Here is a 25,643-nt window from a genome sequence, read left to right on the forward strand (position 1 = left end):
TTCTGACATGCGATTGCCATGTGACGTCGATCCTGAGCCTTCTTCGGAACCCTCGACCGAACGGAGCGCGCCACCGTGAAAGTCGCAGTCCTCGGCGCCGGTGCGATCGGCGCCTATGTCGGAGCCGCGCTGCACCGCGCCGGTGCCGACGTCCATCTCGTCGCCCGTGGACCGCATTTGGCGGCCATGAGGCAGCACGGAGTACGTGTCCACAGCCCGCGCGGCGATTTCACCGCGCGGGCCCACGCCACCGACGACCCGGCCGACATCGGCCCGGTCGACTTCGTCTTCCTGGGCCTGAAGGCCAACTCGTACGCGGCGTGCGGGCCGCTGATCGAGCCTCTCCTGCACGACACGACGGCGGTCGTCGCCGCCCAGAACGGCATCCCCTGGTGGTACTTCCACCGGCACGGCGGCCCGCACGACGGCCACCGCGTCAGCAGCGTGGACCCGGACGGCGCGGTCAGTGCGGTGATCGCGCCCGAGCGGGCCATCGGGTGCGTGGTGTACGCGGCGACCGAACTGGAGGGTCCTGGCATCGTCCGGCACCTGGAAGGCACCCGGTTCTCCGTCGGCGAACCCGACCGCTCGCGCTCCGGGCGCTGTCTCGCCTTCAGCGAGGCGATGCAGGCGGGCGGCCTGAAGTGCCCCGTCGAGCCCGAACTGCGCGGTGACATCTGGATCAAGCTGCTCGGCAACATCTCCTTCAACCCGATCAGCGCGCTCTCCCGCGCCACCATGCGCGAGATGTGTCTGCACGGCGGCACGCGCCGCGTCATCGAGATCATGATGAACGAGACGCTCGCCGTCGCGGCGGCCCTCGGCTGCCGCCCCGACATCTCCGTCGAACGGCGCCTCGCGGGCGCCGAGCGCGTGGGCGACCACCGCACCTCCACACTCCAGGACCTGGAGCGCGGCAAACCGCTGGAACTCGACGTACTGCTCGCCGCCGTCGTGGAACTCGCGGAGATCACCGGGGTCCCGGTGCCGACGCTCCGCACCGTCCACGCCATCTCGGATCTGCTGGCCGACCGCATGAGGATCGCGGCATGAACGGGCCCACGAGGAGCGCCATGAACGCAACCACGAGGAGCGCGCGCGGCATGAGCGGGAAACGCGACCGCGCGCCCAAGACGTACACCCGGCTCACCCACCCCCTCGTACGCGACTCGCGCGACGAGCCCTTCCGCAGGGCGACCTGGGACGAGGCGCTGTCCCGGACGGCGGCGGGCCTGCGGGCCGCACAGGGCGCGTTCGGGATGTTCTCCTGCGCCAGGGCGACCAACGAGATGAACTACGTGGCGCAGAAGTTCGCCCGCGTGGTGATGGGCACGAACAACGTCGACTCCTGCAACCGCACCTGCCACGCACCGAGCGTCGCGGGCCTCTCCGCCGCCTTCGGCTCGGGCGGCGGCACGTCTTCCTACGAAGAGGTCGAACACACCGACCTGATCGTGATGTGGGGCTCCAACGCCCGCTTCGCCCACCCGATCTTCTTCCAGCACGTCCTGAGGGGGATCAGGAACGGCGCCCGTATGTACGCCGTCGACCCGCGCCGCACCAAGACCGCCGAGTGGGCGGAGAGCTGGCTCGGTCTGAACGTCGGTACGGACATCCCCATGGCGCACGCGATCGGCCGCGAGATCATCCACGCGGGCCTGGCCAACCGGGCGTTCGTCGAGCGGGCCACGTCCGGCTTCGAGGAGTACAAGGCCCTGGTCGAGCCGTGGACGCTCTCGCTCGCGGAGAAGGTGACGGGCGTACCGGCCGCCGCCATCAGGGAGTTGGCGCACGACTACGCACGGGCCGAGCGGGCGCAGTTGTGCTGGACCCTCGGCATCACCGAGCACCACAACGGCACGGACAACGTCCGCGCGCTGATCAACCTCTCGCTCCTGACAGGGCACGTGGGGCGGTACGGCTCGGGCCTCCAGCCCCTGCGCGGTCAGAACAACGTGCAGGGCGGCGGCGACATGGGCGCGATCCCCAACCGGCTGCCCGGCTTCCAGGACATCCTCGATCCGCAGTCGCGCCTGAAATTCGAGACGGCCTGGGACACGGTCATCCAGCCGCGCTACGGGCTCACTCTGACGGAGATGTTCGAGGCGATGGAGGAGGGTTCACTCAAGGCCGTCTACTGCATCGGCGAGAACCCGGCGCAGTCGGAGGCGGACAGCGAGCAGGCGGTACGGCGGATGCGGGCCCTGGACTTCTTCGTCGTACAGGACATCTTCCTCACCAAGACCGCCGAACTGGCCGATGTCGTGCTGCCCGCGACGGCCGCCTGGGCGGAGACCGACGGGACCACGACCAACAGCGAGCGGCGCGTGCAGCGGGTGCGCAAGGCCGTGCGACCGCCCGGTGAGGCGCGCGAGGACATCGACATCCTCTGCGACCTGGCCGAACGGCTCGGCCACGACTGGAAGTACGCGGACGCGCAGGCGGTCTGGGACGAGCTGCGGTCGGTGTCGCCGGACCACTTCGGCATGACGTACGACCGCCTGGAGTCCCTCCAGGGCATCCAGTGGCCCTGCCCCTCGCAGGAGCGGATCGAACCGAGCTATCTGCACGGGCGGCTGTGGGACGCGGACCCGAACCGGCGGGGTCCGCTGGCGCCCTTCGGGCTCGTCGCGCACGACCCGCCGGTGGACCTCACGGACGAGGCGTACCCGATCCGGCTCACGACGGGGCGACGGCTCGATTCCTACAACACCGGGGTGCAGAGCGGGAGTTTCGCCTCGCCGCTGCGGCGCGGTGAGTACGTCGAGCTGTGCCCGGAGGACGCCGAGCGCTACGGGGTCGTGGTCGGCGAGCAGGTCCGGGTGTCGTCGCGGCGCGGCGCGGTGACGGCGCCGGTGTGGGTGGACACCGGGCTGCGCCCCGGGCTGGCCTTCATGACCATGCATTTTCCCGACGAGGTCGACACCAACCAGCTCACGATCGAGGCCAATTGCCCCATCGCGGGCACGGCGGAGTTCAAGGCGTCGGCGATACGTATCGACAAGCTGACCGTGCCCGCGACGTGAGGTGACGTGACGTATGGATCTGCACTTCGGTGACAGCAAGCCGACGGACGAGGAGCGGGAGGCCGTCGACGCGGTCCTCGGGCCGCCGGAGTCGGCGTGGGAGGTCCCCCCGGGAATGATCGCCGACCGCGGCGACGCGGATCTGAGGTGGGCCCGGGGCGGCCGTGCGGCGCGGGAGCGGCGGGATGAGCTGCTGCCGGGGTTGCACGCGCTCAACGACCGTGTGGGGTGGGTGAGCGAGGGGGGTCTGGACTACCTCTGCCGGCGGCTGATGGTGCCGCCGGCGGAGGGGTACGGGGTGGCCACGTTCTACTCCATGTTCTCGGTGCGGCCGCGTCCCGCGACGGTGGTGCGGGTGTGTACGGATCTTGCGTGCGGGGGCGCTGCGCTGTGCGGGGAGGTGGAGGCGAGGCTCGGTCCCGCGTCCGGGGTGGCGGTCGAGCGGAGCCCGTGCCTGGGGTTGTGCGAGCGGGCGCCGGCGGCGCTTGTGGTGCGGGCCGGTGTGCCTGCGGCGCTTCTTTCCCCGACCCCGCCCCTTCCCGAAAACCCGCTGGCGCGGGGGCCTGGTGTGACCGCAGATCTCCTTGACGGCTCGTCCTCAAACGCCGGACGGGCTGAGACCCTCTCGTCCGGCCGTGATCTTTCAGCCCCTCCGGCATTTGAGGAGCGGGGTCTGGGGCGGAGCCCCAGCGCGGCGGAGCCGCAAATGTCACAGCCGGGAAGGGATGGGGTTGGGGACAAGACATACGTCACCGCGACCCTCGCCCCCGCCGCACCCGACACCCTCGCCCAAGCCGCCCTAGCCCCAGAGACCGCCCCCTCCGAGCCCCCCGCGGCCATGGCAGTCCCCCAAGCAGGCGAAGAAGGCCTCCTGCTCCTCAGCAGGATCGGCAAGGTCGACCCCACGTCCCTGGACGACTACCGCGCCCACGGCGGCTACACCGCCCTCCGCACCGCCTTCGCCATCGGCCCCGCCGCCGTCATCCGCGAAGTCACCGACTCCGGCCTCCTGGGCCGAGGCGGCGCCGCCTTCCCCACGGGGAGGAAGTGGCAGGCCACCGCCTCACAGCCCGATCACCCGCACTACCTCGTCTGCAACGCGGACGAATCCGAGCCCGGCACCTTCAAGGACCGGGTGATCATGGAGGGCGACCCGTACTCCCTCATCGAGTCGATGACCATCGCGGGGTACGCGACCGGCGCCCACCTCGGCTACCTCTATCTCCGCGGCGAGTACCCCCGCGCGCTCCAAAGGCTGGAGCACGCCGTCGCGCAGGCCCGCGCCCGCGGCTTCCTCGGGGACGACGTCCTCGGGCAGGGGTACGCCTTCGACATCGAGATCCGGCGCGGCGCCGGCGCCTACATCTGCGGCGAGGAAACCGCCCTCTTCAACTCCATCGAGGGGTACAGGGGCGAGCCCCGCTCCAAGCCGCCCTTCCCCGTGGAGAAGGGGCTCTTCGGAAAGCCCACCGCCGAGAACAACGTCGAGACCCTCGTCAACATCCTCCCCATCCTCACCATGGGCGCACCGGCCTACGCCGCCATCGGGACCGCCAAATCCACCGGACCCAAGCTCTTCTGCGTCTCCGGCAGCGTCGAACGCCCCGGCATCTACGAGCTCCCCTTCGGCGCCACCCTCGGCGAGCTCCTCACCCTCGCCGGAATGCCGGACAACCTGCGCGCGGTCCTCCTGGGCGGCGCGGCCGGCGGCTTCGTACGGCCCGACGAGCTGGACATCCCCCTCACCTTCGAGGGGACGAGGGAAGCGGGCGCCACCCTCGGCTCCGGTGTCGTCCTCGCCCTGGACGACACCGTGCCGCTCCCCCGCGTGCTCCTGCGCATCGCCGAGTTCTTCCGGGACGAGTCCTGCGGCCAGTGCGTGCCCTGCCGGGTCGGCACCGTCCGGCAGGAGGAGGCCCTGCACCGCATCGTCGAGCGGACGGGGGCGGATGCCGCCGCCGACATCGGCCTCCTGCGCGAGGTGGGCAGAACCATGCGGGACGCCTCCATCTGCGGGCTCGGCCAGACCGCGTGGAACGCCGTGGAATCCGCCATCGACCGACTGGGGGCGTACAAGTGACCGCCGTACCGCTGGGAATCCCGCGCCGCCTCGTCGAATTCACCCTGGACGGGCAGGACACCAGGGTGCCCGAGGGGTCCACCCTCCTGGACGCCTGCCGGGCCGCGGGCAAGGATGTCCCGACGCTCTGCGAGGGCGACACCCTCACCCCGAAGAACACCTGCCGGGTGTGCGTCGTGGAGGTCGAGGGCGCCCGCACCCTGGCCCCCGCCTGCTCGCGCCGCGCCGAGCCGGGCATGACCGTCCTGACCGACACCGAGCGCACCCGGCACAGCCGGAAGGTCGTACTGGAGCTGCTCGCGTCGTCCGTCGACATGTCGACCACGCCGAAGGTCGCGGGGTGGTTGAAGGAGTACGACGCCAAACCCGACCGCTTCGGGCCCGACGCCGCCCGGCTGAACGAGGAGCCCAGGGTTGACAACGACCTCTACGTCCGCGACTACGACAAGTGCATCCTCTGCTACAAGTGCGTCGACGCCTGCGGTGACCAGTGGCAGAACACGTTCGCCATCTCCGTGGTGGGCCGTGGCTTCGACGCCCGTATCGCCGTCGAGCACGACGGGCCGCTGACCGACTCCGCGTGCGTGTACTGCGGCAACTGCATCGAGGTCTGCCCGACCGGGGCGCTCAGTTTCAAGTCCGAGTTCGACATGCGGGCCGCCGGGACCTGGGACGAGGAGCGGCAGACCCAGACGACGACGGTGTGCGCCTACTGCGGAGTCGGCTGCAATCTGACGCTGCACGTGCAGGACAATGACATCGTGAAGGTCACCTCACCGCACGACAATCCGGTGACCCACGGCAACCTCTGCATCAAGGGCCGTTTCGGCTACCAGCACGTACAGAACCGGGACTGATCGACATGGGACGAGTCACGGAGCGCCGCCGCGTCATCCGCGTCAGGGACGGGGCCGTCACCGAGCGGCCGGACACCCTGGTCGCGGAGGAACCGCTGGAGATCAGGCTCAACGGGAAGCCGCTTGCCATCACCATGCGCACGCCGGGTGATGACTTCGCGCTCGCGGCGGGCTTCCTGGTGAGCGAGGGGGTGCTCGGCTCGGCGGACGAACTCCAGTCGATCGTCTACTGCGCCGGGGCCACGGCGGACGGCGTCAACACGTACAACGTGGTCGACGTGAAGACCGCCCCTGGAGTCGTCCTGCCCGACATCAACCTCGAACGCAACGTCTACACCACCTCGTCCTGCGGCCTGTGCGGCAAGGCGAGCCTGGACGCGGTCCGTACGACGGCACGCTGGGCCGTCGACGACACGGACGGCGGCTCCGCTCCCCCGGTCCGGCTCGGCACCGACCTGCTCGCGTGCCTCCCCGACCGGCTGCGCGCGGCCCAGCGGGTCTTCGACCGGACCGGGGGCCTGCACGCCGCGGCGCTCTTCTCGGAGGACGGCGAGCTCCTCGACATACGGGAGGACGTGGGCCGGCACAACGCGGTCGACAAGCTCGTCGGGCGGGCCCTTCAGAACGGCCGGCTGCCGCTGTCGCGTGCCGTGCTTCTGGTGTCCGGGCGCGCTTCGTTCGAGCTGGCGCAGAAGGCCGTGATGGCGGGCATTCCGGTGCTCGCCGCCGTCTCCGCGCCGTCGTCCCTCGCCGTCGACCTGGCCGCCGAGACGGGCCTGACCCTGGTCGGCTTCCTGCGCGGCTCCTCCATGAACGTGTACGCGGGCGAGCACCGGATCGCCCTCGAGGCCGCGGCCTCCCGGGGCTGACCGGCCGCTCCCCGCTGCACGGCGGCGGGACCCCGGCCGGCGGGGAGCGCCCCCTGCGCCGGCGGGGTCCCGGCCCCGCACTATGCCTCGGCACGGCGCGAGTCGTACTGATTCCCCGACGCTGACCAGGCCGCACCCATTCGTGCCACGCACGCTTCTTGTGGGGTGTCGAGCCACCGCAGTAGCGTCTGTGGCGCGAACGTTGGACGTGGGATGTCAGGATGTCCAGTCACCTCGAAGGGTGGACCGCGCCATGCCATCAGCTCTCCGTGTACGCCTCAGATCCTTGACCACCGCCGTGGCCTCGCTGGCCGTCGTCGCCTGTGCCGGGGCGCTGCTCCCCGGGCCTCCGGCGCAGGCGGCGCCGGACGCCCGCGCGGCGGGATTCGAGCAGCAGGTGCTCTTCAAGGCCTCGCAGGACCCCGGGTACGCCTGCTATCGCATCCCCGCCGTGGTGAAGACGGTCAAGGGCACGCTGCTCGCCTTCGCCGAGGGGCGGGTGAACGACTGCAGCGACGCGGGTGACATAGACCTCGTGCTCAAACGGTCGCACGACGGCGGCCGCACCTGGAGTCCGCTCCAGGTCGTGAACGAAGGCGCGGGCGACACCCACGGCAACCCCGCGCCGGTGGTGGACCGCAGGACCGGCCGCATCCTCCTGGCCGAGACGTGGAACACCGGCCGCACCGACGGGCAGAACTGCGCCGTCCCGTGCGATCGCACCCCGCACCTCCAGTACAGCGACGACGACGGCCGCAGCTGGTCGGCGCCGCGCGACCTGAGCGACCAGATCCTGCCGGAGGACTGGAACTCCTGGTACGCCACCGGGCCCGTGCACGGCCTCCAGCTGACCCGCGGCCGGCACGCGGGGCGGCTCGTCTTCACCGCCAACACCGAGACGTGGAACGGCAGCCGGGTCACCGCCAACCACGCGGCACTGATCGTCAGCGACGACGGCGGGGACAACTGGAAGATCGGCGCCACGGACTCGTATCCGATACCGGCCGACGGCACCTTCCGGCAGAAGCCGTCGGAGATGACCATCACGGAGCGCCCGGACGGGGCCCTCTACGTCAGCGGGCGCGAGCAGGACGGCACCGACCTCGGGCATCGCACCCACACGATCAGCCGCGACGGAGGTGATTCCTTCGTCTCGCCCTTCGAGGCCATCCCCGACCTCTACGCGCCCCAAGTGCAGTGCTCCACGCTCCAGTTCGGCAAGCGCATGCTGCTCGGCTGCCCCGGTGACCCCGACCGGCGCCGCACGATGCAGATCCGCTCCTCGTACGACGGCGGCCGCACCTGGGACAGCGTGGACCGCGGCACGACGGTGACCACGGACTGGTCCGGTTACTCGGACATGGTGCGGGCCGACGGCGAGCACGTGGGCCTGATGTACGAGGGCGGGGCGGTCGACGCCCGCGACGAGATCCGCTTCGCGCGCTTCACCGAGGACTGGCTGCAACCCCGGCGCGGCCCCGACCCGAAGACCACCGACCGCGCGCCGCACGCGAAGCCCGCGGCCGTGCTCGGCGGGGCGTCCACGAGCGACGGACGGTTCGGCGGCGCCGTCTCCTTCGACGGCACGAACGACGCCGTACGCCTCCCCTTCCGCAAGCAACTACCCCTCGGGAACAAGGACTTCACGGCCTCGCTGTGGTTCCGCTACTCCGCGACCAGCGGTGAACAGCCGCTGCTGTGGATGGGCGGCATCGGCACCAACCAGCCGCAGGTGTGGCTGCGCGGCGAGCCCGCGAGCAACCGCGTCACGGGCCTGATCACCACACGCGAGGGCGCCGCCGCCCCGAAGTCCGCGTCCGTACGCACCGCGGGCGCCTACAACGACGGCCAGTGGCATCACATCGCGCTGCGCCGCGGCGGAGGGCAGTTGACGCTGTCCGTCGACGGCACACGGATCACCACAGCCGACGTGCCGGGCACGGTGACCCGCAACTCCGGGTACGGCTTCCACGTCGGCCAACGGGTCGACAGCCGCGCCCACTTCGCCGGCGCAATCGACGAAGTGCGCGTCTACGACCGTGCGTTGAGCGACGCGGAGCTGGACGGGCTCGGAGGCGACGGCGGGGCAACGGCGCCTGTGACCCGGGACACCGTGGCATGGCTCCCCATGGACCACATCCGCCCGAGCAACTAACGTCCCGCACGTGTCCGCCGACCAAGGTCCACGCGGAGGCCGGAACGCGCGCAGGACCTGGATCGTCCTGCTGCTCGCCCTGGCCTGCGCGGCCGTGCTGCTCATCGCCCTCCCGGAAGAGGACCGGGAGGGCGGTGACGCATGCGAGGCGCGGACCGTCTCGTCCTGGGCCGCCGACGACAAGGTGACCGGGGCGTTCGCCCGGTACGGCGACGACACGACGCGGGCCGACGACTGGACCGGCGGCGACGGCACCCACTCGGTGCGCCTGCCCGACGGACGGCTGCTCTGGTTGTTCTCCGACACCTTCCTCGGCCAGGTGCACGCGCCGCCCAACCCGGCGGGCCAGCCCCACACCTGGCGCGACGCGACGGCGCCCATGGTCCGCAACTCGGCCGTGGTGATGTCACGCTCGGGCATCCCGCAGCGCACCCTGCCCGCCCCGCTCTTCCCCGACCCGGCACCCCAGCAGTGGCGCTGGCCGGTCGCCGCGAAGGTGGAGCCCCGCTCCCCCGGCTCGTCCGAGGACGTCGTACGCGTCCTGCTGTGGACCCGCGCCACCGGGACGGGCCCGTGGATCTACGGCGTGCCGACCGCCACCGAGGTCGCCACGCTCTCGCTGCCCGATCTGCGCGTCGAGGGCATCGTGAAGGTCTCCGACCAGAGTTCCGTGCCGGAGCCCGACAAGCGTGTCCTGTACGGCACGACGACCGTCGACGACGGTGACTGGACGTACGTCTTCGGCGGCAACGACGGCAAGGCCGCCGCCCGCCCCGCGTCGCACGCCTATGTGGCACGCGTCCCCAAGGGCAGGCTCGCGGAGCCCGGTGCCTGGCGGTACTGGGACGGCCACGACTGGACGGCGACCGGCAAGCCGCGCCATGTCCTCGGCGACGGTGAACGCAAGGGCGTGGGCAGCGCGTTCACGGTGGTGCGCGTGAAGGGGACGTACGTCCTGTTCACCATGGCCGCGGGCACCGAGGGCCTGACGAACGTGACCTCCTACTGGGCGTGTGCGCCCACCGGCCCCTGGCACGGACCCGCGAAGGGCTTCTCCGCGCCCCTGCCGAAGGACGGTGCGGCCGAGCAGGACATGGCCGCGTACAACCCCCAGGCCCATCCGGCGCTCAGCGGGAACGGGCGGCTGCTGCTCAGCTATGACGTCAACTGGCTGGACGCGGCGCCCCAGAGCGCGCAGGCCAACGTCAGCCGGAACGTGTCCCTGTACCGACCGCGGTTCGTGTCCCTCCGCCTGACGACGGCGACGGCTCGGTGACGAAGTCCTCGGGGTCGCGCGAGCGCCGCTTGGCGATCACGGCGCAGACCATCAGCTGCATCTGGTGGAAGAGCATCAGCGGAAGGACGGCCAGCGAGGCCTCGGCCCCGAACAGGACGCTCGCCATCGGGAGTCCGGCCGCGAGCGACTTCTTCGATCCGGCGAACTGGATGGCCACCCGGTCCCCGCGGCCGAAGCCCATCTTCTTGGCGCCGTACCAGGTGAGGGCGAGCATCACGGCGAGCAGCACCGCTTCGACGCCGAGCAGCGCGCCGAGCCGCAGCGGTGTCACCTGGTGCCAGATGCCGTGCACCATGCCCTCGCTGAACGCGGTGTAGACGACGAGCAGGATCGAGCCGCGGTCGACGTAGCCGAGCACCTTCTTGTGGCGTGCGATGAAGCCGCCGATCCAGCGGCGAAGGAACTGGCCCGCCAGGAACGGCACGAGGAGCTGGAGGACGATCTTCAGGACCGAGTCGGCGGAGAAGCCTCCCCCGCTGTTGCCGAGCAGGGCTGCCGCGAGCAGCGGTGTGATGACGATGCCGGCGAGCGAGGAGAAGGAGCCCGCGCAGATCGCCGCGGGGACGTTGCCGCGCGCCATGGAGGTGAAGGCGATCGACGACTGGATCGTGGAGGGCACGAGCGTCAGGAAGAGGAACCCGCTGTAGAGGGCGGGCGTCAGGACGTGGGGGACGAGCCCCTTGGCCGCGAGCCCGAGCAGCGGGAAGACGACGAACGTGCAGGCCAGGACGGTGACGTGGAGCCGCCAGTGCTTGAGTCCGTCGAGCGCCTCGCGGGTGGAGAGCCGCGCCCCGTAGAGGAAGAAGAGGAACGCGACGGCCGCGGTGGAGGCACCGCTCGCGATGTCGGCGCCGACGCCGCGCGCGGGCAGCAGCGCGGCGACACCTACTGTGCCGAGCAACGCCAGGATGTAGGGGTCGATCGGCATCCAGGTGGGCCAGCTCGGGCGTTTCACTTCGCTCCATCGGTTCGGTTCACGTCGTGCCCTCTCGATAATCCTCCTGATCGCCGCAATCGGGAATCCCGGATACCGCTCTGACTGTCATCATGTTCCGCGATGGCCGCGTTAGCCTGGTGACCATGTACGACCCCGCCCAGCTCCGTACGTTCCTGGCCGTGGCCCAGACGCTGAGCTTCACGCAGGCCGCCCGGCGCCTGGGGCTTCGCCAGTCCACGGTGAGCCAGCACGTGCGCCGTCTGGAGGACGCCACCGGACGCCAGCTCTTCGCGCGTGACACGCACTCCGTGGAGCTGACCGAGGACGGCGAGGCGATGCTCGGCTTCGCGCGGCGGATCCTGGAGGTGCACGAGCAGGCGTCGGCGTTCTTCACCGGGACGCGGCTCGGCGGGCGGCTGCGGTTCGGGGCCTCGGAGGACTTCGTCCTGACCCGGCTCACCGACATCCTGGAGTCGTTCCGGCACGACCATCCGGACGTCGACCTGGAGCTGACGGTCGAGCTGTCCGGCACGCTGCACGAGAAGCTGGACGCGGGCCAACTCGATCTCGTGCTTGCCAAGCGGCGCCCGGAGGATCCGCGCGGCGAGCTGGTCTGGCACGACGAGCTGGTCTGGATCGGCGCCGAGCGACTGCGGCTCGATCCGGAGAAGCCGGTGCCGCTCATCGTCTTCCCGCCGCCGGGCATCACTCGCGTGCTGGCCCTCGAAGCCCTGGAGCGGCGCGGCCGTGCCTGGCGCATCGCCTGCACGAGCGGCAGCCTGAACGGCCTGGTCGCCGCCGCCCGCGCGGGGCTCGGCGTGATGGCGCACTCCCACGGCCTGATCCCGCCCGGCCTGGTCCGCGTTCCGGAGCGCGCGGGCCTTCCGGAGCTGGGCGCGGTGGACTTCGTGCTCCTGCACGGCGAGCGGCGGACCTCGGCGCAGGGGGCGGCAGACGCGCTCGCCGCGTCGATCCTGGCGGGCGGCGACCGGCTGCACCGGCGGCGTCAGCGGGGATAGCCCCCGTCAGCGGAGGTAGGGCCGGTACGTGAGCTGCTTGACGCGGCGCATGTACGGCGCCGTCTCGACGTGCTGGACGCCGTCGAGCTGCCCCAGTTTGCCGCTGAGGTAGGCGTAGAGCGCCGGGATGTCCCGGGTCACGGCCGTCGCCATGATGTTGGAGGGCCCGGCCACGGCGGTGGCGTGGGCGATCTCGGGGTGGGAGGCGAGGGCCCTGCCGACCGAGTCCAGGGCCCGGGGTGCGGTGGTGATCCAGAGCATCGCTCCGACGTGCAGGCCGATGAGGGCGTTGGCGTACTCGATGTCGATGTAGATGGCGCCGGACGCGATCAGTGCGGCCAGGCGTCGTTTGACGGCCGACTCCGAACGCCCGGTGGCCTGCTGGAGTTCCGGATAGGTCGCGCGGCCGTCCTGTTCGAGCGCGGCGACGAGCGGCTCGTCCTCCGGCTCGATCCGCTGGGGTGCCTTGGGGCGGGCGGCGGAGGCGGGCGGCTTCGCGCGCAGGGCCGCGATCTGGTCGTCGTCGAGCGGCCCGTGCTTCATCAGCCAGCCGTCCGGGCCGCCGAAGAACCGGTGCAGCATCTGCTGGGCGCGGATGTCCACGATGTGCGGGGTGCGCGGGAGCTTGGCGAGCAGCAGCTCGTCCTGGTCGGTGCGGGTGCGCGGCCTGGTGCAGCAGACGACTTCGGTGCCGCCGGAGGTGAGGCCGATCCATGAGGTGTCGGGGCGGCGCGCCAGGGCGCCGGCGATGGCGTCGGCGCCGTCGGGGGCGCAGCGAAGGCGCAGCATCCACTGGTCCTGGCCGAGCTTCTCGTGGTCCCGGACGGCGACGATCCGCAGGCTGCCTTCGGACACCAGCCTGCGGTAGCGGCGGGCGACGGTCTGGTCGGAGACCCCGAGGACGGCGGCGATCTTGCTGAAGGGCGCGCGCCCGTCGAGTTCCAGGGCCTGGAGGAGTTTGACGTCGAACGGGTCCGGAGCGTCCGGGGTGGCGGATTCCATCGCTGCACTGCCCATCGATGTCGGATTCCTTCGGTCTCACACGCCTGATGACTTGGATCGTCCGGCCGGACTTCATCGTACGAGGACACGCACACGCGTCGTACAAGTCTCACGAGGAGAACCGGAAATGCGTACATGGGGGCCGCTCACAGCGGTATGCCTGGGGACGTTCATGCTGCTGCTGGACGTGACCATCGTGGTCGTGGCACTGCCCGACATGGCGAGGGCGCTGGACGCCTCGCTGAGTGATCTGCAGTGGGTGATCGACGGCTACGCGCTCGCGCTTGCCGCGCTGCTGCTCGGGGTCGGGGCCGCGGCGGACGTGCTCGGCCGGCGGCGGCTCAACGTGGCGGGCACCGGGCTCTTCGCGCTCGCCTCGCTCGGCTGCGGGCTCGCCACGAACGCGGAGGTCCTGGTGGCCGCCCGCGCCCTGCAAGGCCTCGGCGCCGCCGCGATGTTCGCGACGACCCTGCCGCTGCTCGGCACCGCCTACCAGGGGCGGGACCGGTCGGTCGCGCTCGGCGTCTGGGGCGCGGTCAGCGGGGCCGCGGCGGCGATGGGGCCGATCGTGGGCGGGCTGCTCACCGAGGGACCGGGCTGGCGGTGGATCTTCTTCGTGAACCTGCCGGTGAGCGTCGCGGCGATGTGGCTGACGCGGCGCGTGGTGCCGGAGTCCAAGGGGCTTGCGGGCCGGCGGGTCGACTGGGCGGGCACGGTGGCGTTCGCGCTCTTCGCGGGCGCTCTGACGTACGGGGTGGTGCGGGCCGGTTCGGCGGGCTGGACGTCGGCGCCCACCGTGGTGACTCTCGGGGTCGCGGTGCTCGCCCTTGCCGCCTTCGTGGCCGTCGAACGCCGTGTCGCGCATCCGCTGCTCGACCTGAAGCTCCTGCGCATGCCCGCCTTCACGGGGGTTCTGGTCGGCGCGATCGGATACAACGCCGCCGCGTTCGGCCTGATGCCCTACCTCTCGATCTGGCTGCAGACCGTGCTCGGCATGAGCCCGGTGTCCGGCAGCCTCGTCATGCTGCCGCTGGCCGCGACCTCGTTCGTCGTCGCCGCGATCGGCGGGCGGCTGCTGCACGGGGTGCCCGCGCGGCTGACCATCGGCGTGGGTCTGCTCCTGATCGGCGCGGGCGGGGTCGCGCTCGCGGTGCTCGACGCCGGCTCGTCCTGGGGCGCGCTCGTCCCCGGGCTCACGCTCGCGGGCATCGGCACCGGTCTCGTCTCCCCCGCCCTCGGCGGCGCGGCCCTCGCGGCGGTGCCGGCCGCGAACTCCGGGATGGCGGGCGGCGCGGTCAACACCTTCCGCCAGCTCGGGTACGCGCTCGGCGTCGCCGTCTTCGGCACGGTGCTGACCTCGCGCATGCAGGACACGCTCGGCCATGACGCGGCTCACACCGTCGCGGGCGGCGGAGCGGCGGCGATGCGTGGCACGCTTTCCGATCATGCCGTGCGGGCGGCGTTCGCCTCCGGTCTGAACGCCGCGGCGGTCGTCGCGGGCGTGGTGGGCCTGGCGGCGGGAGCGGCGGTCCTGGTGATGGTGCGGTCCGCGCGCACAGCACCCGGCGGCGCACCGGAAGCCAAGGTTCCGGCATCTGCCGAGCAGATCTACGCCGGCCGGCCACAGCAGTAATCGCCGCGTACAGATTCGGTGGAGATTACGCCACCGAAACTTACTGAGCCGTAAGTATTCTGTCCCGCCTCTCCCCTTGTGGCCGGATTTACTTGTGTGACCAGCGTGAATGGTACGTACCGACGGGTCGGTCACCCCTCTCCCGCCGGGCTCCGCGGTGGGGTACCGTCACCGGCGCTGTGCGGAGCGCCACTAGGAGCATCATTGCGCGAGTTCACCAACCCTCCGATGGCGTCGGCGCCGCTGGTGGGCGGCCTTGCCGACGTCGTGTTCGACCATGCCCTCGCGGATCCGCTCCACATCGCCTTCGGCCGCAAGATCGACGGGGTGTGGCGCGACGTCACATCGGCCGAGTTCCGTGACCAGGTGATGTCGCTCGCCAAAGGGCTGCTCGCCCAGGGCGTGCGCTTCGGTGACCGCGTCGCCATCATGTGCCGCACCCGCTACGAGTGGACGCTCTTCGACTACGCGCTCTGGACGGTCGGCGCCCAGGTGGTGCCCGTCTACCCCACCTCGTCGGCCGAGCAGGTCTTCTGGATGCTGCACGACGCACAGGTGTCGGCCGCCATGGTCGAGCACGAGGACCACGCGATGACGATCGGCTCGGTGATCGACCGGCTGCCGCAGCTGCGCAGGCTGTGGCAGCTGGACGCCGACGCCGTGGACGAGCTGTACCGCGCGGGCCAGGACGTCGACGACGAGGTGGTCAACCGCCACCGGCGCGCCGTCACGCCCGACTCTATCGCCACGATCATCTACACCTCGGGCACCACGGGCCGCCCCAAGGGCTGTCTGATCTCGCACGCGAACTTCATGTTCGAGGCGGAGACGGTCATCCAGCGCTGGGAGCCGGTCTTCCACTCCCGGCGCGGCGACGAGGCGACCACGTTGCTCTTCCTGCCCCTCGCGCACGTCTTCGGGCGGATGGTGCAGGTCGCCGCGGTCTGCGGTGGGGTCAAGCTGGGCCACCAGCCGAGCCTGAACGCGGCGGCGCTCATCCCGGACCTGGCGGCGTTCCGCCCCTCCTTCATCCTGGCCGTGCCCTACATTTTCGAGAAGGTGTTCAACGCGGCGCGGCGCAAGGCCGAGAAGGACGGCAAGACGGGGCCTTTCGACAAGGCCGTCGAGTGCGCCGTGCGGTACGCGGACGCGATGGAGGCCAGGGCCTTCGGCACCGGGCCGGGGCCCTCGGCGGCCCTGCGCATGCAGCACTCGCTCTTCGACAAGCTCGTCTACTCCAAGGTGCGCGACGCCATGGGCGGCCGCGTGCGCCACGCGATGTCGGGCGGCTCCGGGATGGACCGGCGCCTCGGCCTGTTCTTCGCGGGCGCGGGCGTCGAGATCTACGAGGGTTACGGCCTGACGGAGTCCACGGCGGCCGCGACCGCCAACCCGCCCGAGCGCACCCGCTACGGCACGGTGGGCCAGGCCATCCCCGGCACCACCGTGCACATCGCGGACGACGGCGAGGTGTGGCTGAACGGCGGCAACGTCTTCCAGGGCTATCTCAACGACCCCAAGGCCACCGACGCCGCCCTGCACGACGGCTGGCTCGCCACCGGTGACCTGGGCGCGCTCGACGAGGACGGCTACCTCACCATCACCGGGCGCAAGAAGGAGATCCTGGTGACCTCCGGCGGCAAGAGCGTCTCGCCGGGACAGCTGGAGGAGCGGGTGCGCGATCATCCGCTGGTCGCGCAGTGCATCGTCGTGGGCAACGACCGGCCGTACATCGCGGCGCTCGTCACCCTGGACGGCGAGGCCGTCGAGCACTGGCTGACCATGCGCCGCAAGCCGTCGATGCCCCCGAACGACCTGGTGCGCGACCCGGATCTGGAGACCGAGGTGCGGCGGGCCGTGGTGGCCGCCAACACCCTGGTCTCGCAGGCCGAGTCGATCCGTACGTTCCGGATACTGGCGCACCAGTTCTCCGAGGAGCACGGGTTGCTGACCCCGTCCCTGAAGCTGAAGCGCAAGGCGATCGAGAACGCCTACTCGGCGGAGGTCGAGGCGCTCTACCGGGCGTGAGGCGCGCACGGGCGAGTTTCTGACGGTTCATCAATTACCGTCGCGTCTCTTATTGACGGTTCATCAGGTCGCGCACAGAATCACCCTCACTTCGTCGGAGGGGGCCCGCCCGTGTCGCGAACGATCCGCACCATCACCGCCACCGTGGCCGCACTGCTGCTCGCCACCGCCTGCAACTCCGCCTCCAACAGCGGCGATTCGAGCGGCGGCGACAAGGCGGGCGGCTCAGTGCGCGGAGTGAGCGCCGACTCCATCAAGGTCGGCGGCATCGTCTCCATGACCACCGCGAGCGGTTACAGCAAGAAGGACACCAACCTCGGGGCCGCGGCCCGCTTCGAGCGCGCGAACGCCGAAGGCGGCGTACACGGACGGAAGATCGACTACCTCGGCGCGGAGGACGACGGCCAGGACCCCGGCAAGAATCTCGCGGCGGCACGCAAACTCGTCCAGCAGGACAAGGTGTTCGCCGTCGCGCCGATGAGCTCGGTCACCTTCTCCGGCGCCGACTTCCTCCAGAAGCAGAAGGTCCCGACGTTCGGCTGGGGCACCATCCCGCCGTTCTGCGGACCGAGCTACATGTACGGCTACGGCGGCTGCATGGTCCCGATGCCTGGCGGCACCATCACGCAGAGCTGGCCCGAGGGCCTGAAGAAGGTGACGGACGGCTCGAAGGGCAAGTCCGTGGCGATCCTCGCCAACGACAACGACGCGGGCACCTTCGCCATCCGCACCTACAAGCAGAGCTTCGCGGCGGCCGGCTACAAGGTGACGTACGCCAAGTCGACCGTGCCCGCGACCTCCGTGCCGAGCGACTGGTCGGCGTACACGAAGGAGATCCTGCGTTCCGACGGCGGCAAGGCACCCGACGTCGTCGTCTCCGTGATGCAGACCCCGTACAACATCGGCCTCTTCACGGCCGTCAAGCGCTCCGGGTTCAAGGGCGTGATCACCGACCCGACCGACTACGACCCCGGCCTGCTCGCCAAGAGCGCGACGAAGAAGGCGCTCGACGGCGTGCACATCCTGCTCGCCTTCCAGCCCTTCGAGCAGAACACCGCGGCGATGAAGCAGTTCAAGGCGGACATCAGGAAGACGGCGGGCGAGAACGTCCCGCTCAACATGCACATGATGACCGGCTATATGTCCGCGGACCTCTTCCTCGCCGTCGCCGGGAAGGCGGGCAAGGACCTGACCGTCGACTCCTTCCAGGACGCGGCGAACGGCTTCGCCGACAAGGACACGATGGTCGGCGACCGCAGCCTGCCCAAGGGCCAGAAGGAGTCGTTCGGCTGCGGCGCGCTCGTCCAGCTGAAGGGCGGGAAGTATTCGGTCTCCGCGCCCTTCACGTGCTACGAACCCATCCCCTTCAAGTAGAGGCCGTCTAGTAGAGGGGCGTGTCAGCCATGTCCGACCTGCTGGGATTCGTGCTGAGCGGGCTCGTCTCCGGCGCCTTGTACGCGCTGCTCGCCACGGGCCTCGTCCTGTCCTACTCCGCGTCCGGCCTCTTCAACTTCGCGCACGGCGCGACCGCCTACCTCTGCGCGCTCGCCTTCTACGAACTCCACTCCGGCTTCGGCTGGCCGGCGGTGCCGACGGCGCTGCTCCTCGTCTGTGTCGTGGCGCCCGCGCTCGGCTGGGGCCTCGACCGGCTGATGTTTCGCAAGCTGGCCAGGGGCGGCGAGACGGCGCAGATCGTGGCGACGATCGGGCTCCTCGTCGCGCTGCCCGCACTCGGCCTGTGGACGGTGGAGCTCCTGGAGGACGCGGGGGCGCCCGTCAAACCGGCCGAGAACCAGTTCGGCCTGCCGGGCGTCGGACCGAGCCCCGCCGAGAACTGGCAGCTCATGGACGGGGTCGGCATCGACTCCGACCAGCTGATCACCTGGGTCGCGACGGCGGTGGTCGCGATCGGCCTGTGGGTCCTGATGCGGCACACGCCGCTGGGGCTCCGGCTGCGGGCCGCCGTGGACAACCGCTCGCTCGTGGAGCTGCGGGGCATGAGCGCGGACCGGCTCTCTTCGGTGGCGTGGATGCTGTCGTCGGGCCTCGCGGGCCTGGCGGGCGTCCTCGCGACTCCCCTCCTCGGCCTGTCCTCGCACGACTTCACCCTGTTCCTCTTCGTGTCGGCCACCGCCGCCGTCCTGGGGCGCTTCATGTCGATCCCGCTGGCGTTCGCGGGCGGGCTCGGCCTCGGTGTGCTGCAGAACCTGGTCGCCGGGTACGCGGACTTCGCCGAGAAGATCACCGGGTTCCGTACGGCGGTGCCGTTCCTCATCCTTTTCGCCGGGCTGCTTCTGATGACCCGGCGGCAGCGGACGGCGGGCACCGCGGCGGTGGACGCGCCGCCGATCGACTATCTCGCCGGGAAGTCGTGGCTGCGCAGGTGGGGGCCGTGGGCGGCGGGCGGCGTGCTGCTCGCGCTGTCCTTCTACACGGTCACCACTCCCTTCTGGAGCGGCATCCTCGCGCAGGGGCTCGCGATCTCCCTTGTCTTCATCTCCTTCACCGTGGTCACGGGTCTCGGCGCGATGGTGTCCCTGGCGCAGGCGACGTTCGTGACGGGCGCGGCTCTCGTGGCGGGGCTCCTGATGAGCCACGGGTGGCCGTTCATCGCCGCGGCGCTCGTGGGTACGTGCGGGGCGGCGGTGCTCGGCGCCCTTGTCGCGCTGCCGGCGCTGCGTCTGGGCGGCCGTTCACTGGCCCTGGCCACCCTCGCCCTGGCCTTCCTCGCGGACCAGGTCCTCTTCCAGATGGGCTGGCTGCGCAACGGCGACACCGGATGGGAGATCCCGCGCGCCGTCTTCGGGCCCGTCGACCTGAGCGACGACCGGGCGATGGGCGTGGCGATGGTCGTCCTGGTCTCGGCGGCGGTGGCGGCACTGAGCGCGCTGCGCGGGTCGGCGACGGGGCGGGCGATGCTGGCGGTACGGTCCGCTCCGGCGGCGGCGATGGCGTCCGGGGTCTCGGTGGTCCGGACGAAACTGCTGCTCTTCACCCTCTCGGCGGGGCTCGCGGGGTTCGGCGGCGTGATGTACGCGTCGTTCAACACCCGCATCACCGCGACGGACTTCACCGCGATGACGGGGCTGGTGTGGCTGGCGGTGGTGGTGGCCGCGGGCGTACGGAGGCCGCAGTTCGCGGTGGTGGCGGGTCTCGTCTTCGCGATCGTGCCGCATCTGATCGCGGACTATGTGACGGAGTCCGTACAGCTGCCGGTGATCCTGTTCGGGTTGGCGGGTTTGGCACTGGCCAATGATCCGGACGGCTACTGCGCGGCGGTTTCGGTGCGGCTGCACCGGCGGAGACTCGCACGGGCGCGGGCCTTCGGGGAGGGGCCGAGGGGGGCGGCGTTGGCGCCGGGGGGTGCGGCGCGTGGGCCCGGGCCGGGAGGCTCGGCGCATGGGCCCGGGCCGGGAGGCTCGGCGCCGGTGCCCGGACCGGAAGGCTCGGCGCGTGTGCCCAGGCGCCGGGGTTCGGCGCACGCGTCTGGGCCGGGAGGCTCGGCGCCGGTGCCCGGACCGGAAGGCTCGGCGCGTGTGCCCGGGCCCGGGGGTTCGGCGCACGCGCCCAGGCGCCGGGGTTCGGCGCACGCGTCTGGGCCGGGAGGCTCGGCGCCGGTGCCCGCGCCGGGAGGCTCGGCGCCGGTGCCGGGCGTTTCAGCCCGTCCGGCGTTTGAGGACGAACTCGGCGGAGCCGGTGATCGACGGCCACCGGTGGCGGCGGAGCCGATTTCGGGAAGGGGCGGGATCGGGGAAAGGACACCCGCTCTGACCCTCCGCGACATCCACGCCGGGTACGACGGCGCCCCCGTCCTCCACGGAGTGACCCTCACCGTCCACCCCGGCGAGATCGTCGCCCTCCTCGGCCCCAACGGGGCGGGCAAATCCACGACGTGCAGGGTCGCCGCAGGTCTGATCACCCCCACCGAGGGGCAGATCCGCACGGCCGGCCAAGACGCCACACGCACCGGCCCCGTCCACCGCTCCCGGGCGGGAGTAGTCCTCGCCCCCGAAGGCCGGGGCATCTTCCCCTCCCTCACCATCGAGGAGAACCTCACCCTGCACCTCCCGGAGGGGGACGCCCGCGATGCCGTGTACGCCCGCTTCCCCGGCCTCGCCGCACGGCGCAAGGTCGCCGCGGGCTCCCTCTCCGGGGGCGAACAGCAACTGCTCGCCCTCGCTCCCCTCCTCCAGCGCCCGCCGAAGGTACTGATCGCCGACGAGCCGTCCCTCGGCCTCGCACCCCGCGTGGTCGACGAGGTCTTCCGCCTCCTCGCCGAACTCCGCGACACCGGCACGGGGTTGCTCCTGGTGGAGGAGAAGGCCGCCGAGGTCCTCGGCGTCGCCGACACCGTCGCCTACCTCGCGCAGGGCCGGGTCTCCTGGTGCGGTCCGCGCTCCGAGGTCCGGCCGGACCAGCTCACCGAGGCCTACCTGGGCATAGGCGCGCAGGACCGTACCGAATCAGCGGGCCGTACCGAAGCCGCAGGCCGTACGGAAGCCGCAGGCCGTACGGAAGAAGCGGGCCGTACGGAAGGAGCGCGCCGGCCATGAGCAAGCACATCCTCGAAGCCCGCGGGATCGACGTCCGCTTCGGCGGCGTCCACGCCCTCACCGGGGTGAACCTGCACCTGCGCCCCGGCGAGGTCTGCGGCCTCATAGGCCCCAACGGAGCAGGAAAGACGACCCTCTTCGACGTCGTCTCCGGCATCCGCCGCCCCGACCGGGGTCGCGTCCTGCTCCACGGCGCCGACATCACCCGCCGCTCCCCCGTCTGGCGCGCCCGGCACGGGATGCGCCGCACCTTCCAGCGCCAGCAGCTCTTCGGACAGCTCACGGTCGCCGACAACCTGCTCGTCGCGCAGGAGTGGCGCGGCGGCGGTGGCGGTCTCGCCGCCGATCTCCTGGCGGCGCCCACCCGTCGTACGCACGAGAGGGAAAGAAGGGCCCGCGCCTCGACCGTGCTGCGCGAGTGCGGACTCGCGCCCCTGGCCGACGACTACGCGGGCGCGCTTCCCGTCGGCCGGGCCCGCATGGTGGAACTGGCGCGCGCGGTTGCGGACCCGCCGGGAGTGCTGCTCCTGGACGAGCCCGCCTCCGGAATGACGGCCTACGAGCGGGGTCAGCTGTCGGCCGTCGTCCGGCACCTCGCGGAGGAGGAGAACTGTGCCGTGCTCCTCGTCGAGCACAATGTCGCCTTCGTGATGGAGCTCTGCGCCCGCGTGGTGGTCCTCGACCTGGGCAGCGTCCTTGCCGAGGGCACGGCGGCGGAGGTACGCGCGAACCCCGAGGTACGGGACGCGTACCTCGGAACCAGCGCGGCCTAGCAGCCGCTAACCCGGCAACCGGCGACTCTCGCGGATAAAACCGGGTGCCGTGAGGAGTTAACCGAGCGTTCACATGAGTGTTCAGCGTTCAGCGGCGTGCAATAGAGTCGCGGCACAACGGAACGCGGTCAGTGTTGCGGACCGAAAGGCACCCGGAGTCCACTCCGGCGACGTCAAGGAATGCAGTACCGCACCTGATCGTTGACCATGGGAGTACCACCCGACGACTTAAGGATCGAAAGCTCGTGAGCAAGGTCCCCCCGATCATCCTGAACAATGGCGTCGAGATGCCGCAGCTCGGCTTCGGCGTCTGGCAGGTGCCGGACGACGAGGCCGAGACCGCCGTCGCGACGGCGCTGGAGGCCGGGTATCGGAGCATCGACACCGCGGCCATCTACGGCAACGAAGAGGGCACCGGCAAGGCCATCGCCGCTTCCGGCATCGCCCGCGACGACCTCTTCGTCACGACGAAGCTCTGGAACAGCGACCAGGGCTACGACTCGACGCTCCGCGCCTTCGACACGTCCCTGGAGAAGCTCGGCCTCGACCATGTGGACCTGTATCTGATCCACTGGCCGCTGCCCTCCAAGAACCTCGCCGCGGACACGTACAAGGCCTTCGAGAAGATCCACGCCGACGGCCGCGCGAAGTCCATCGGTGTCTCGAACTTCCTGCCCGAGCACCTGGAGCGCCTCATCGGCGAGACGTCGGTCGTCCCGGCGGTCAACCAGATCGAGCTCCACCCGCACCTCCAGCAGCGCGCCGCCCGCGAGTTCCACGCGGAACAGGGCATCGCCACGGAGGCCTGGTCCCCGCTCGGCCAGGGCAAGGGTCTGCTCGAGGTCCCGGCGATCGTCGCGATCGCCCAGAAGCACGCGCGTACTCCCGCGCAGGTCGTCCTGCGCTGGCACATCCAGCTGGGCAACGTGGTGATCCCCAAGTCCGTGACCCCGTCGCGGATCAAGGAGAACATCGACGTCTTCGGCTTCGAGCTCGACCCCGAGGACATCTCGGCGATCAGCGCCCTGAACGAGGACCGCCGCCTCGGCCCGGACCCGGCCACGTTCGACGTGGCCTGAGGCAGGGCCCCGCCGCGGTACGACATGACGTGGCGGTACGACATGGCGGCCCGCCCGCGCCGCCCCTTCCCGGGGGCAGCGCGGGCGGGCCTTTTTCAACGGCTCGTCCGCCCGCCGCTGCCCGGCTACTCCTTGACGCCCACATGCACCGTCTGCGCCGACAGCAGGAACACGTCCGGCCGGTGGTGCAGGCTCTGTTCGTCGTTCTCGTCCAGGAGGCGGTCGAGAGTCGTGATGTCGTCGGCGTCCAGGGTCTCCGCGTGCATCTCGCGGCGGCGGGAGAACTCCGAGACGAGGTGGGCGCGGGCGTCGTCGGAGAGCGGGGCCGGCAGGTCCAGGAGGAACGAGCGGGTGCCGGCGTGGCGCAGGCCCGTTTCGGCGAGGAGCGCGGGCCAGTCCTCCGTGACCGCCTTCGCGCCCGGGAGTTCCGCGCGCATCTGCGTGAACCACTTGTCGTCCGCCTGGTCCAGGCGGGTCTGGAGGCCCGGCCGGCCGATGCCGATGTCACGGGGCAGGCTGCGGGAGTTCAGGCCGCCTTCCAGGAGTGCGATCGCGCCGCCCGGCGCCAGCCGGTCGGCGAGTGCGGCGAGGGCCGCCTGCTGGTCGCCGACGTGGTGCAGGGCCCGGCCGATCCAGAGGAGGTCCGCGGGCGGCAACGCGCCGATTCCCTCAGGGAGTTCGGCCTGCAGGGTGCTGACCCGGTCCGTCAGGCTCTCCCGCGCCGCCCGTTCCCGTGCGCGTTCCAGGAGCGGCTGAGCCGGGTCCACCGCGATCACCTCCGCCTTGGGGAAGATCTCTGCGAGGAGGAAGGAGATCGAGCCGGAGCCGCTGCCGACGTCCGCGATCCGGGCCGGTTCCGGCTGCCAGGTGCGCAGCCATGCGGCGATCTCACGGTTCTGCGGCGCGGCGAGCTGCGCGTTCCGCTCCAGCATCGGGCCCATCGCGGCCCAGTCGATGTCCTCGTGGTGGTGGCCGCCGTGCTTACCGGCGTGCGCCTCGCCGTGCACGTGACCGTGACCGTGACCGTGACCGTGAGCCATCGTTTGCCGCCGCCTTCGTGTGTATGGGAGTGGGGGCCTGAGCCGTTTCCCAGCCTGCTCCGCGGCCCCCCTCATGGCCAGCCGCCTTGCGGTTTCGGCAAACTCGGATCGGCGGACGACGCGGTTCACCCGGCCGGAGGCCTCCGGAACGACCGGAGCGTGAACTGCGGGTCGGGGCGCGGCACGTCTTGGTCCGGCAGGTTCGCCAGGGCCGTCGTGAGCCGGGCGGCCAGGGGGCCGTCGGGCGGGATCTGCGTGAACCAGCCCCGGTGGACGTCGGCGATCGTCGAGCGGGGTGTGCGGCCCTGGCCGTGGCCGCGGAACGAGGTCTCGCCGACCGGCGTCAGGCCCCCTACGGCCGCGTACTCCTCGACCGCCCCGGCGCGGTCGACCGCGGGGGGCACCGGGCGCGGGGCCAGCGCGGCGTCGATGTCGCTGCCGACGTCGTGCGCGGCGGCCTTGTCGACGGTCGTGACGAACACTCCGCCGGGCCGCAGCACCCGGGCGCACTCGGCGACGACCGCCGCCGCTTCGTCGGCGTCGGACAGCAGATGCAGCAGCCATACCGCGGACACCGCGTCGAACGAGGCGCCCGGGAAAGGGAGTTGGCGGCTGTCGCCGAGGACGACGGCACCCGGGAGTCGCCCCGCCGCCATGCGCGCCATGTTGTACGCCGAGTCGACCCCGGTCACCCGGAGCCCCGCCCCGCCGAGGCGCCGGGTGACCAGGCCCGTGCCGCAGGCGACGTCGAGCAGGGTGCGGGTGCCCGGCGGCAGCAGGCCGCGGACCGCGGCGGCAGCGGCGTCGGCGCGGGGCTCGCCGCCGCGGGACGCGTCATAGCGGTCGGCTTCCCTGCTGTAGTCGAGCATCGGTGGTCAGACCGCCCCGTGCCCGACCGCCGCCTCCTCGACCCTGCGGGCCAGGTCGAAGTCGAGTGCGGTGACGGCGCCGCCCGCGCTGTGCGTGTTCACGGCCAGGGAGACGGTGTTGTAGCCGAGCGTCAGCTCGGAGTGGTGGCCGAGCTCCTCCTGGATCCGCGCGACGTGGACGACCATCGCGGCCGCCGCGAAGTGCGAGCCCAGCCGGTAGGAGCGGGTGATCCGGCCGCCTTCGAGCGACCAGCCGGGCAGCTCCGCGAGACGCTCCTCGACATCCTTCTGCGACAGCGGTTCGACTGGCATGACCGCGCCCCTTTCCCGTGCGTACGTACTTGCGGACGAATGGACGGACGTATGTCACTCAGCCTGCCACACCCCTTCCCGCGCGGCCCTGAACAGGCCACCGGCCTCGGGAGC

19 protein-coding genes are annotated in these 25,643 nt (G+C 71.3%); 14 read left to right on the forward strand and 5 right to left on the reverse strand.

Going from position 1 to position 25,643, the window contains the following annotated elements; translation table 11 throughout:
* The first annotated feature begins 75 nt into the window (after positions 1 to 75).
* From IE226_RS10505 to IE226_RS10535, 7 genes are all read left to right on the forward strand, one after another.
* Positions 76 to 1,053 (forward strand): 2-dehydropantoate 2-reductase, encoded by a 978-nt coding sequence (locus IE226_RS10505; protein WP_190080808.1) that lies wholly within the window; start codon positions 76 to 78, stop codon positions 1,051 to 1,053.
* A 50-nt stretch (positions 1,054 to 1,103) separates the two neighbouring features.
* Positions 1,104 to 3,026, forward strand: a complete 1,923-nt coding sequence (locus IE226_RS10510) for a molybdopterin oxidoreductase family protein (protein ID WP_190080809.1) — start codon at positions 1,104 to 1,106, stop codon at positions 3,024 to 3,026.
* A gap of 13 nt (positions 3,027 to 3,039) precedes the next feature.
* A complete protein-coding gene (locus IE226_RS10515; protein ID WP_190080810.1) occupies positions 3,040 to 5,106 on the forward strand; it encodes an NADH-ubiquinone oxidoreductase-F iron-sulfur binding region domain-containing protein in 2,067 nt (688 codons plus the stop codon).
* On the forward strand, positions 5,103 to 5,963 hold the full coding sequence (locus IE226_RS10520; protein WP_190080811.1) for a 2Fe-2S iron-sulfur cluster-binding protein: 861 nt from the start codon (positions 5,103 to 5,105) through the stop codon (positions 5,961 to 5,963). The genes IE226_RS10515 and IE226_RS10520 overlap by 4 nt, the downstream gene beginning before the upstream one ends.
* Before the next feature lie 5 nt (positions 5,964 to 5,968).
* A complete protein-coding gene (fdhD, locus tag IE226_RS10525) occupies positions 5,969 to 6,832 on the forward strand; it encodes a formate dehydrogenase accessory sulfurtransferase FdhD (RefSeq protein ID WP_190080812.1) in 864 nt (287 codons plus the stop codon).
* 253 nt (positions 6,833 to 7,085) lie between these two features.
* Entirely contained in the window at positions 7,086 to 8,987 is a 1,902-nt protein-coding gene (locus IE226_RS10530) for a sialidase family protein (protein WP_190080813.1), read from the forward strand.
* A 10-nt stretch (positions 8,988 to 8,997) separates the two neighbouring features.
* Positions 8,998 to 10,263, forward strand: coding sequence for a DUF5005 domain-containing protein (locus IE226_RS10535; protein WP_229870729.1), 1,266 nt, complete (start codon positions 8,998 to 9,000; stop codon positions 10,261 to 10,263).
* On the opposite strand, the gene IE226_RS10540 is transcribed toward IE226_RS10535, so the two are convergent.
* Positions 10,193 to 11,239, reverse strand: coding sequence for a bile acid:sodium symporter family protein (locus tag IE226_RS10540; RefSeq protein WP_229870734.1), 1,047 nt, complete (start codon positions 11,237 to 11,239; stop codon positions 10,193 to 10,195). The two genes, IE226_RS10535 and IE226_RS10540, sit on opposite strands and share 71 nt — an antisense overlap.
* 125 nt (positions 11,240 to 11,364) lie before the next feature.
* Here IE226_RS10540 and IE226_RS10545 point away from each other — a divergent pair, with 125 nt between their 5' ends.
* Positions 11,365 to 12,240, forward strand: coding sequence for a LysR substrate-binding domain-containing protein (locus tag IE226_RS10545; RefSeq protein WP_190080814.1), 876 nt, complete (start codon positions 11,365 to 11,367; stop codon positions 12,238 to 12,240).
* 6 nt (positions 12,241 to 12,246) lie between these two features.
* Here IE226_RS10545 and IE226_RS10550 read toward each other — a convergent pair whose 3' ends face one another.
* Positions 12,247 to 13,257 (reverse strand): Lrp/AsnC family transcriptional regulator, encoded by a 1,011-nt coding sequence (locus IE226_RS10550; protein WP_229870736.1) that lies wholly within the window; start codon positions 13,255 to 13,257, stop codon positions 12,247 to 12,249.
* Positions 13,258 to 13,369: 112 nt separating this feature from the next.
* Here IE226_RS10550 and IE226_RS10555 point away from each other — a divergent pair, with 112 nt between their 5' ends.
* From IE226_RS10555 to IE226_RS10585, 6 genes are all read left to right on the forward strand, one after another.
* Positions 13,370 to 14,875, forward strand: coding sequence for an MFS transporter (locus IE226_RS10555; protein ID WP_190080815.1), 1,506 nt, complete (start codon positions 13,370 to 13,372; stop codon positions 14,873 to 14,875).
* Between the two features lie 204 nt (positions 14,876 to 15,079).
* Entirely contained in the window at positions 15,080 to 16,903 is a 1,824-nt protein-coding gene (locus IE226_RS10560; RefSeq protein WP_190080816.1) for an AMP-dependent synthetase/ligase, read from the forward strand.
* Between the two features lie 111 nt (positions 16,904 to 17,014).
* A complete protein-coding gene (locus tag IE226_RS10565) occupies positions 17,015 to 18,277 on the forward strand; it encodes an ABC transporter substrate-binding protein (RefSeq protein ID WP_190080817.1) in 1,263 nt (420 codons plus the stop codon).
* A 29-nt stretch (positions 18,278 to 18,306) separates the two neighbouring features.
* The gene (locus IE226_RS44045) at positions 18,307 to 21,456 is read left to right on the forward strand and encodes an ABC transporter permease subunit (RefSeq protein WP_229870739.1); all 3,150 of its coding nucleotides are present in this window, start codon (positions 18,307 to 18,309) and stop codon (positions 21,454 to 21,456) included.
* Positions 21,453 to 22,229 carry an ABC transporter ATP-binding protein gene (locus IE226_RS10580; protein WP_190080818.1) on the forward strand — a complete coding sequence of 259 codons (777 nt, stop codon included), beginning with the start codon at positions 21,453 to 21,455 and terminating at the stop codon, positions 22,227 to 22,229. The genes IE226_RS44045 and IE226_RS10580 overlap by 4 nt, the downstream gene beginning before the upstream one ends.
* 287 nt (positions 22,230 to 22,516) lie before the next feature.
* Positions 22,517 to 23,308 (forward strand): aldo/keto reductase, encoded by a 792-nt coding sequence (locus IE226_RS10585; RefSeq protein ID WP_190080999.1) that lies wholly within the window; start codon positions 22,517 to 22,519, stop codon positions 23,306 to 23,308.
* Positions 23,309 to 23,433: 125 nt separating this feature from the next.
* Here the strand turns inward: IE226_RS10585 and IE226_RS10590 are convergent, their stop codons facing one another.
* From IE226_RS10590 to IE226_RS10600, 3 genes are all read right to left on the reverse strand, one after another.
* The gene (locus tag IE226_RS10590; RefSeq protein WP_190080819.1) at positions 23,434 to 24,348 is read right to left on the reverse strand and encodes a class I SAM-dependent methyltransferase; all 915 of its coding nucleotides are present in this window, start codon (positions 24,346 to 24,348) and stop codon (positions 23,434 to 23,436) included.
* A gap of 125 nt (positions 24,349 to 24,473) precedes the next feature.
* Positions 24,474 to 25,217, reverse strand: coding sequence for a class I SAM-dependent methyltransferase (locus IE226_RS10595; RefSeq protein ID WP_190080820.1), 744 nt, complete (start codon positions 25,215 to 25,217; stop codon positions 24,474 to 24,476).
* Positions 25,218 to 25,223: 6 nt separating this feature from the next.
* On the reverse strand, positions 25,224 to 25,529 hold the full coding sequence (locus IE226_RS10600; RefSeq protein WP_190080821.1) for a 4a-hydroxytetrahydrobiopterin dehydratase: 306 nt from the start codon (positions 25,527 to 25,529) through the stop codon (positions 25,224 to 25,226).
* Positions 25,530 to 25,643 lie beyond the last annotated feature (114 nt).

The sequence above is a fragment of the Streptomyces longisporoflavus genome (genome assembly GCF_014649775.1).
GTDB lineage: Bacteria > Actinomycetota > Actinomycetes > Streptomycetales > Streptomycetaceae > Streptomyces > Streptomyces longisporoflavus.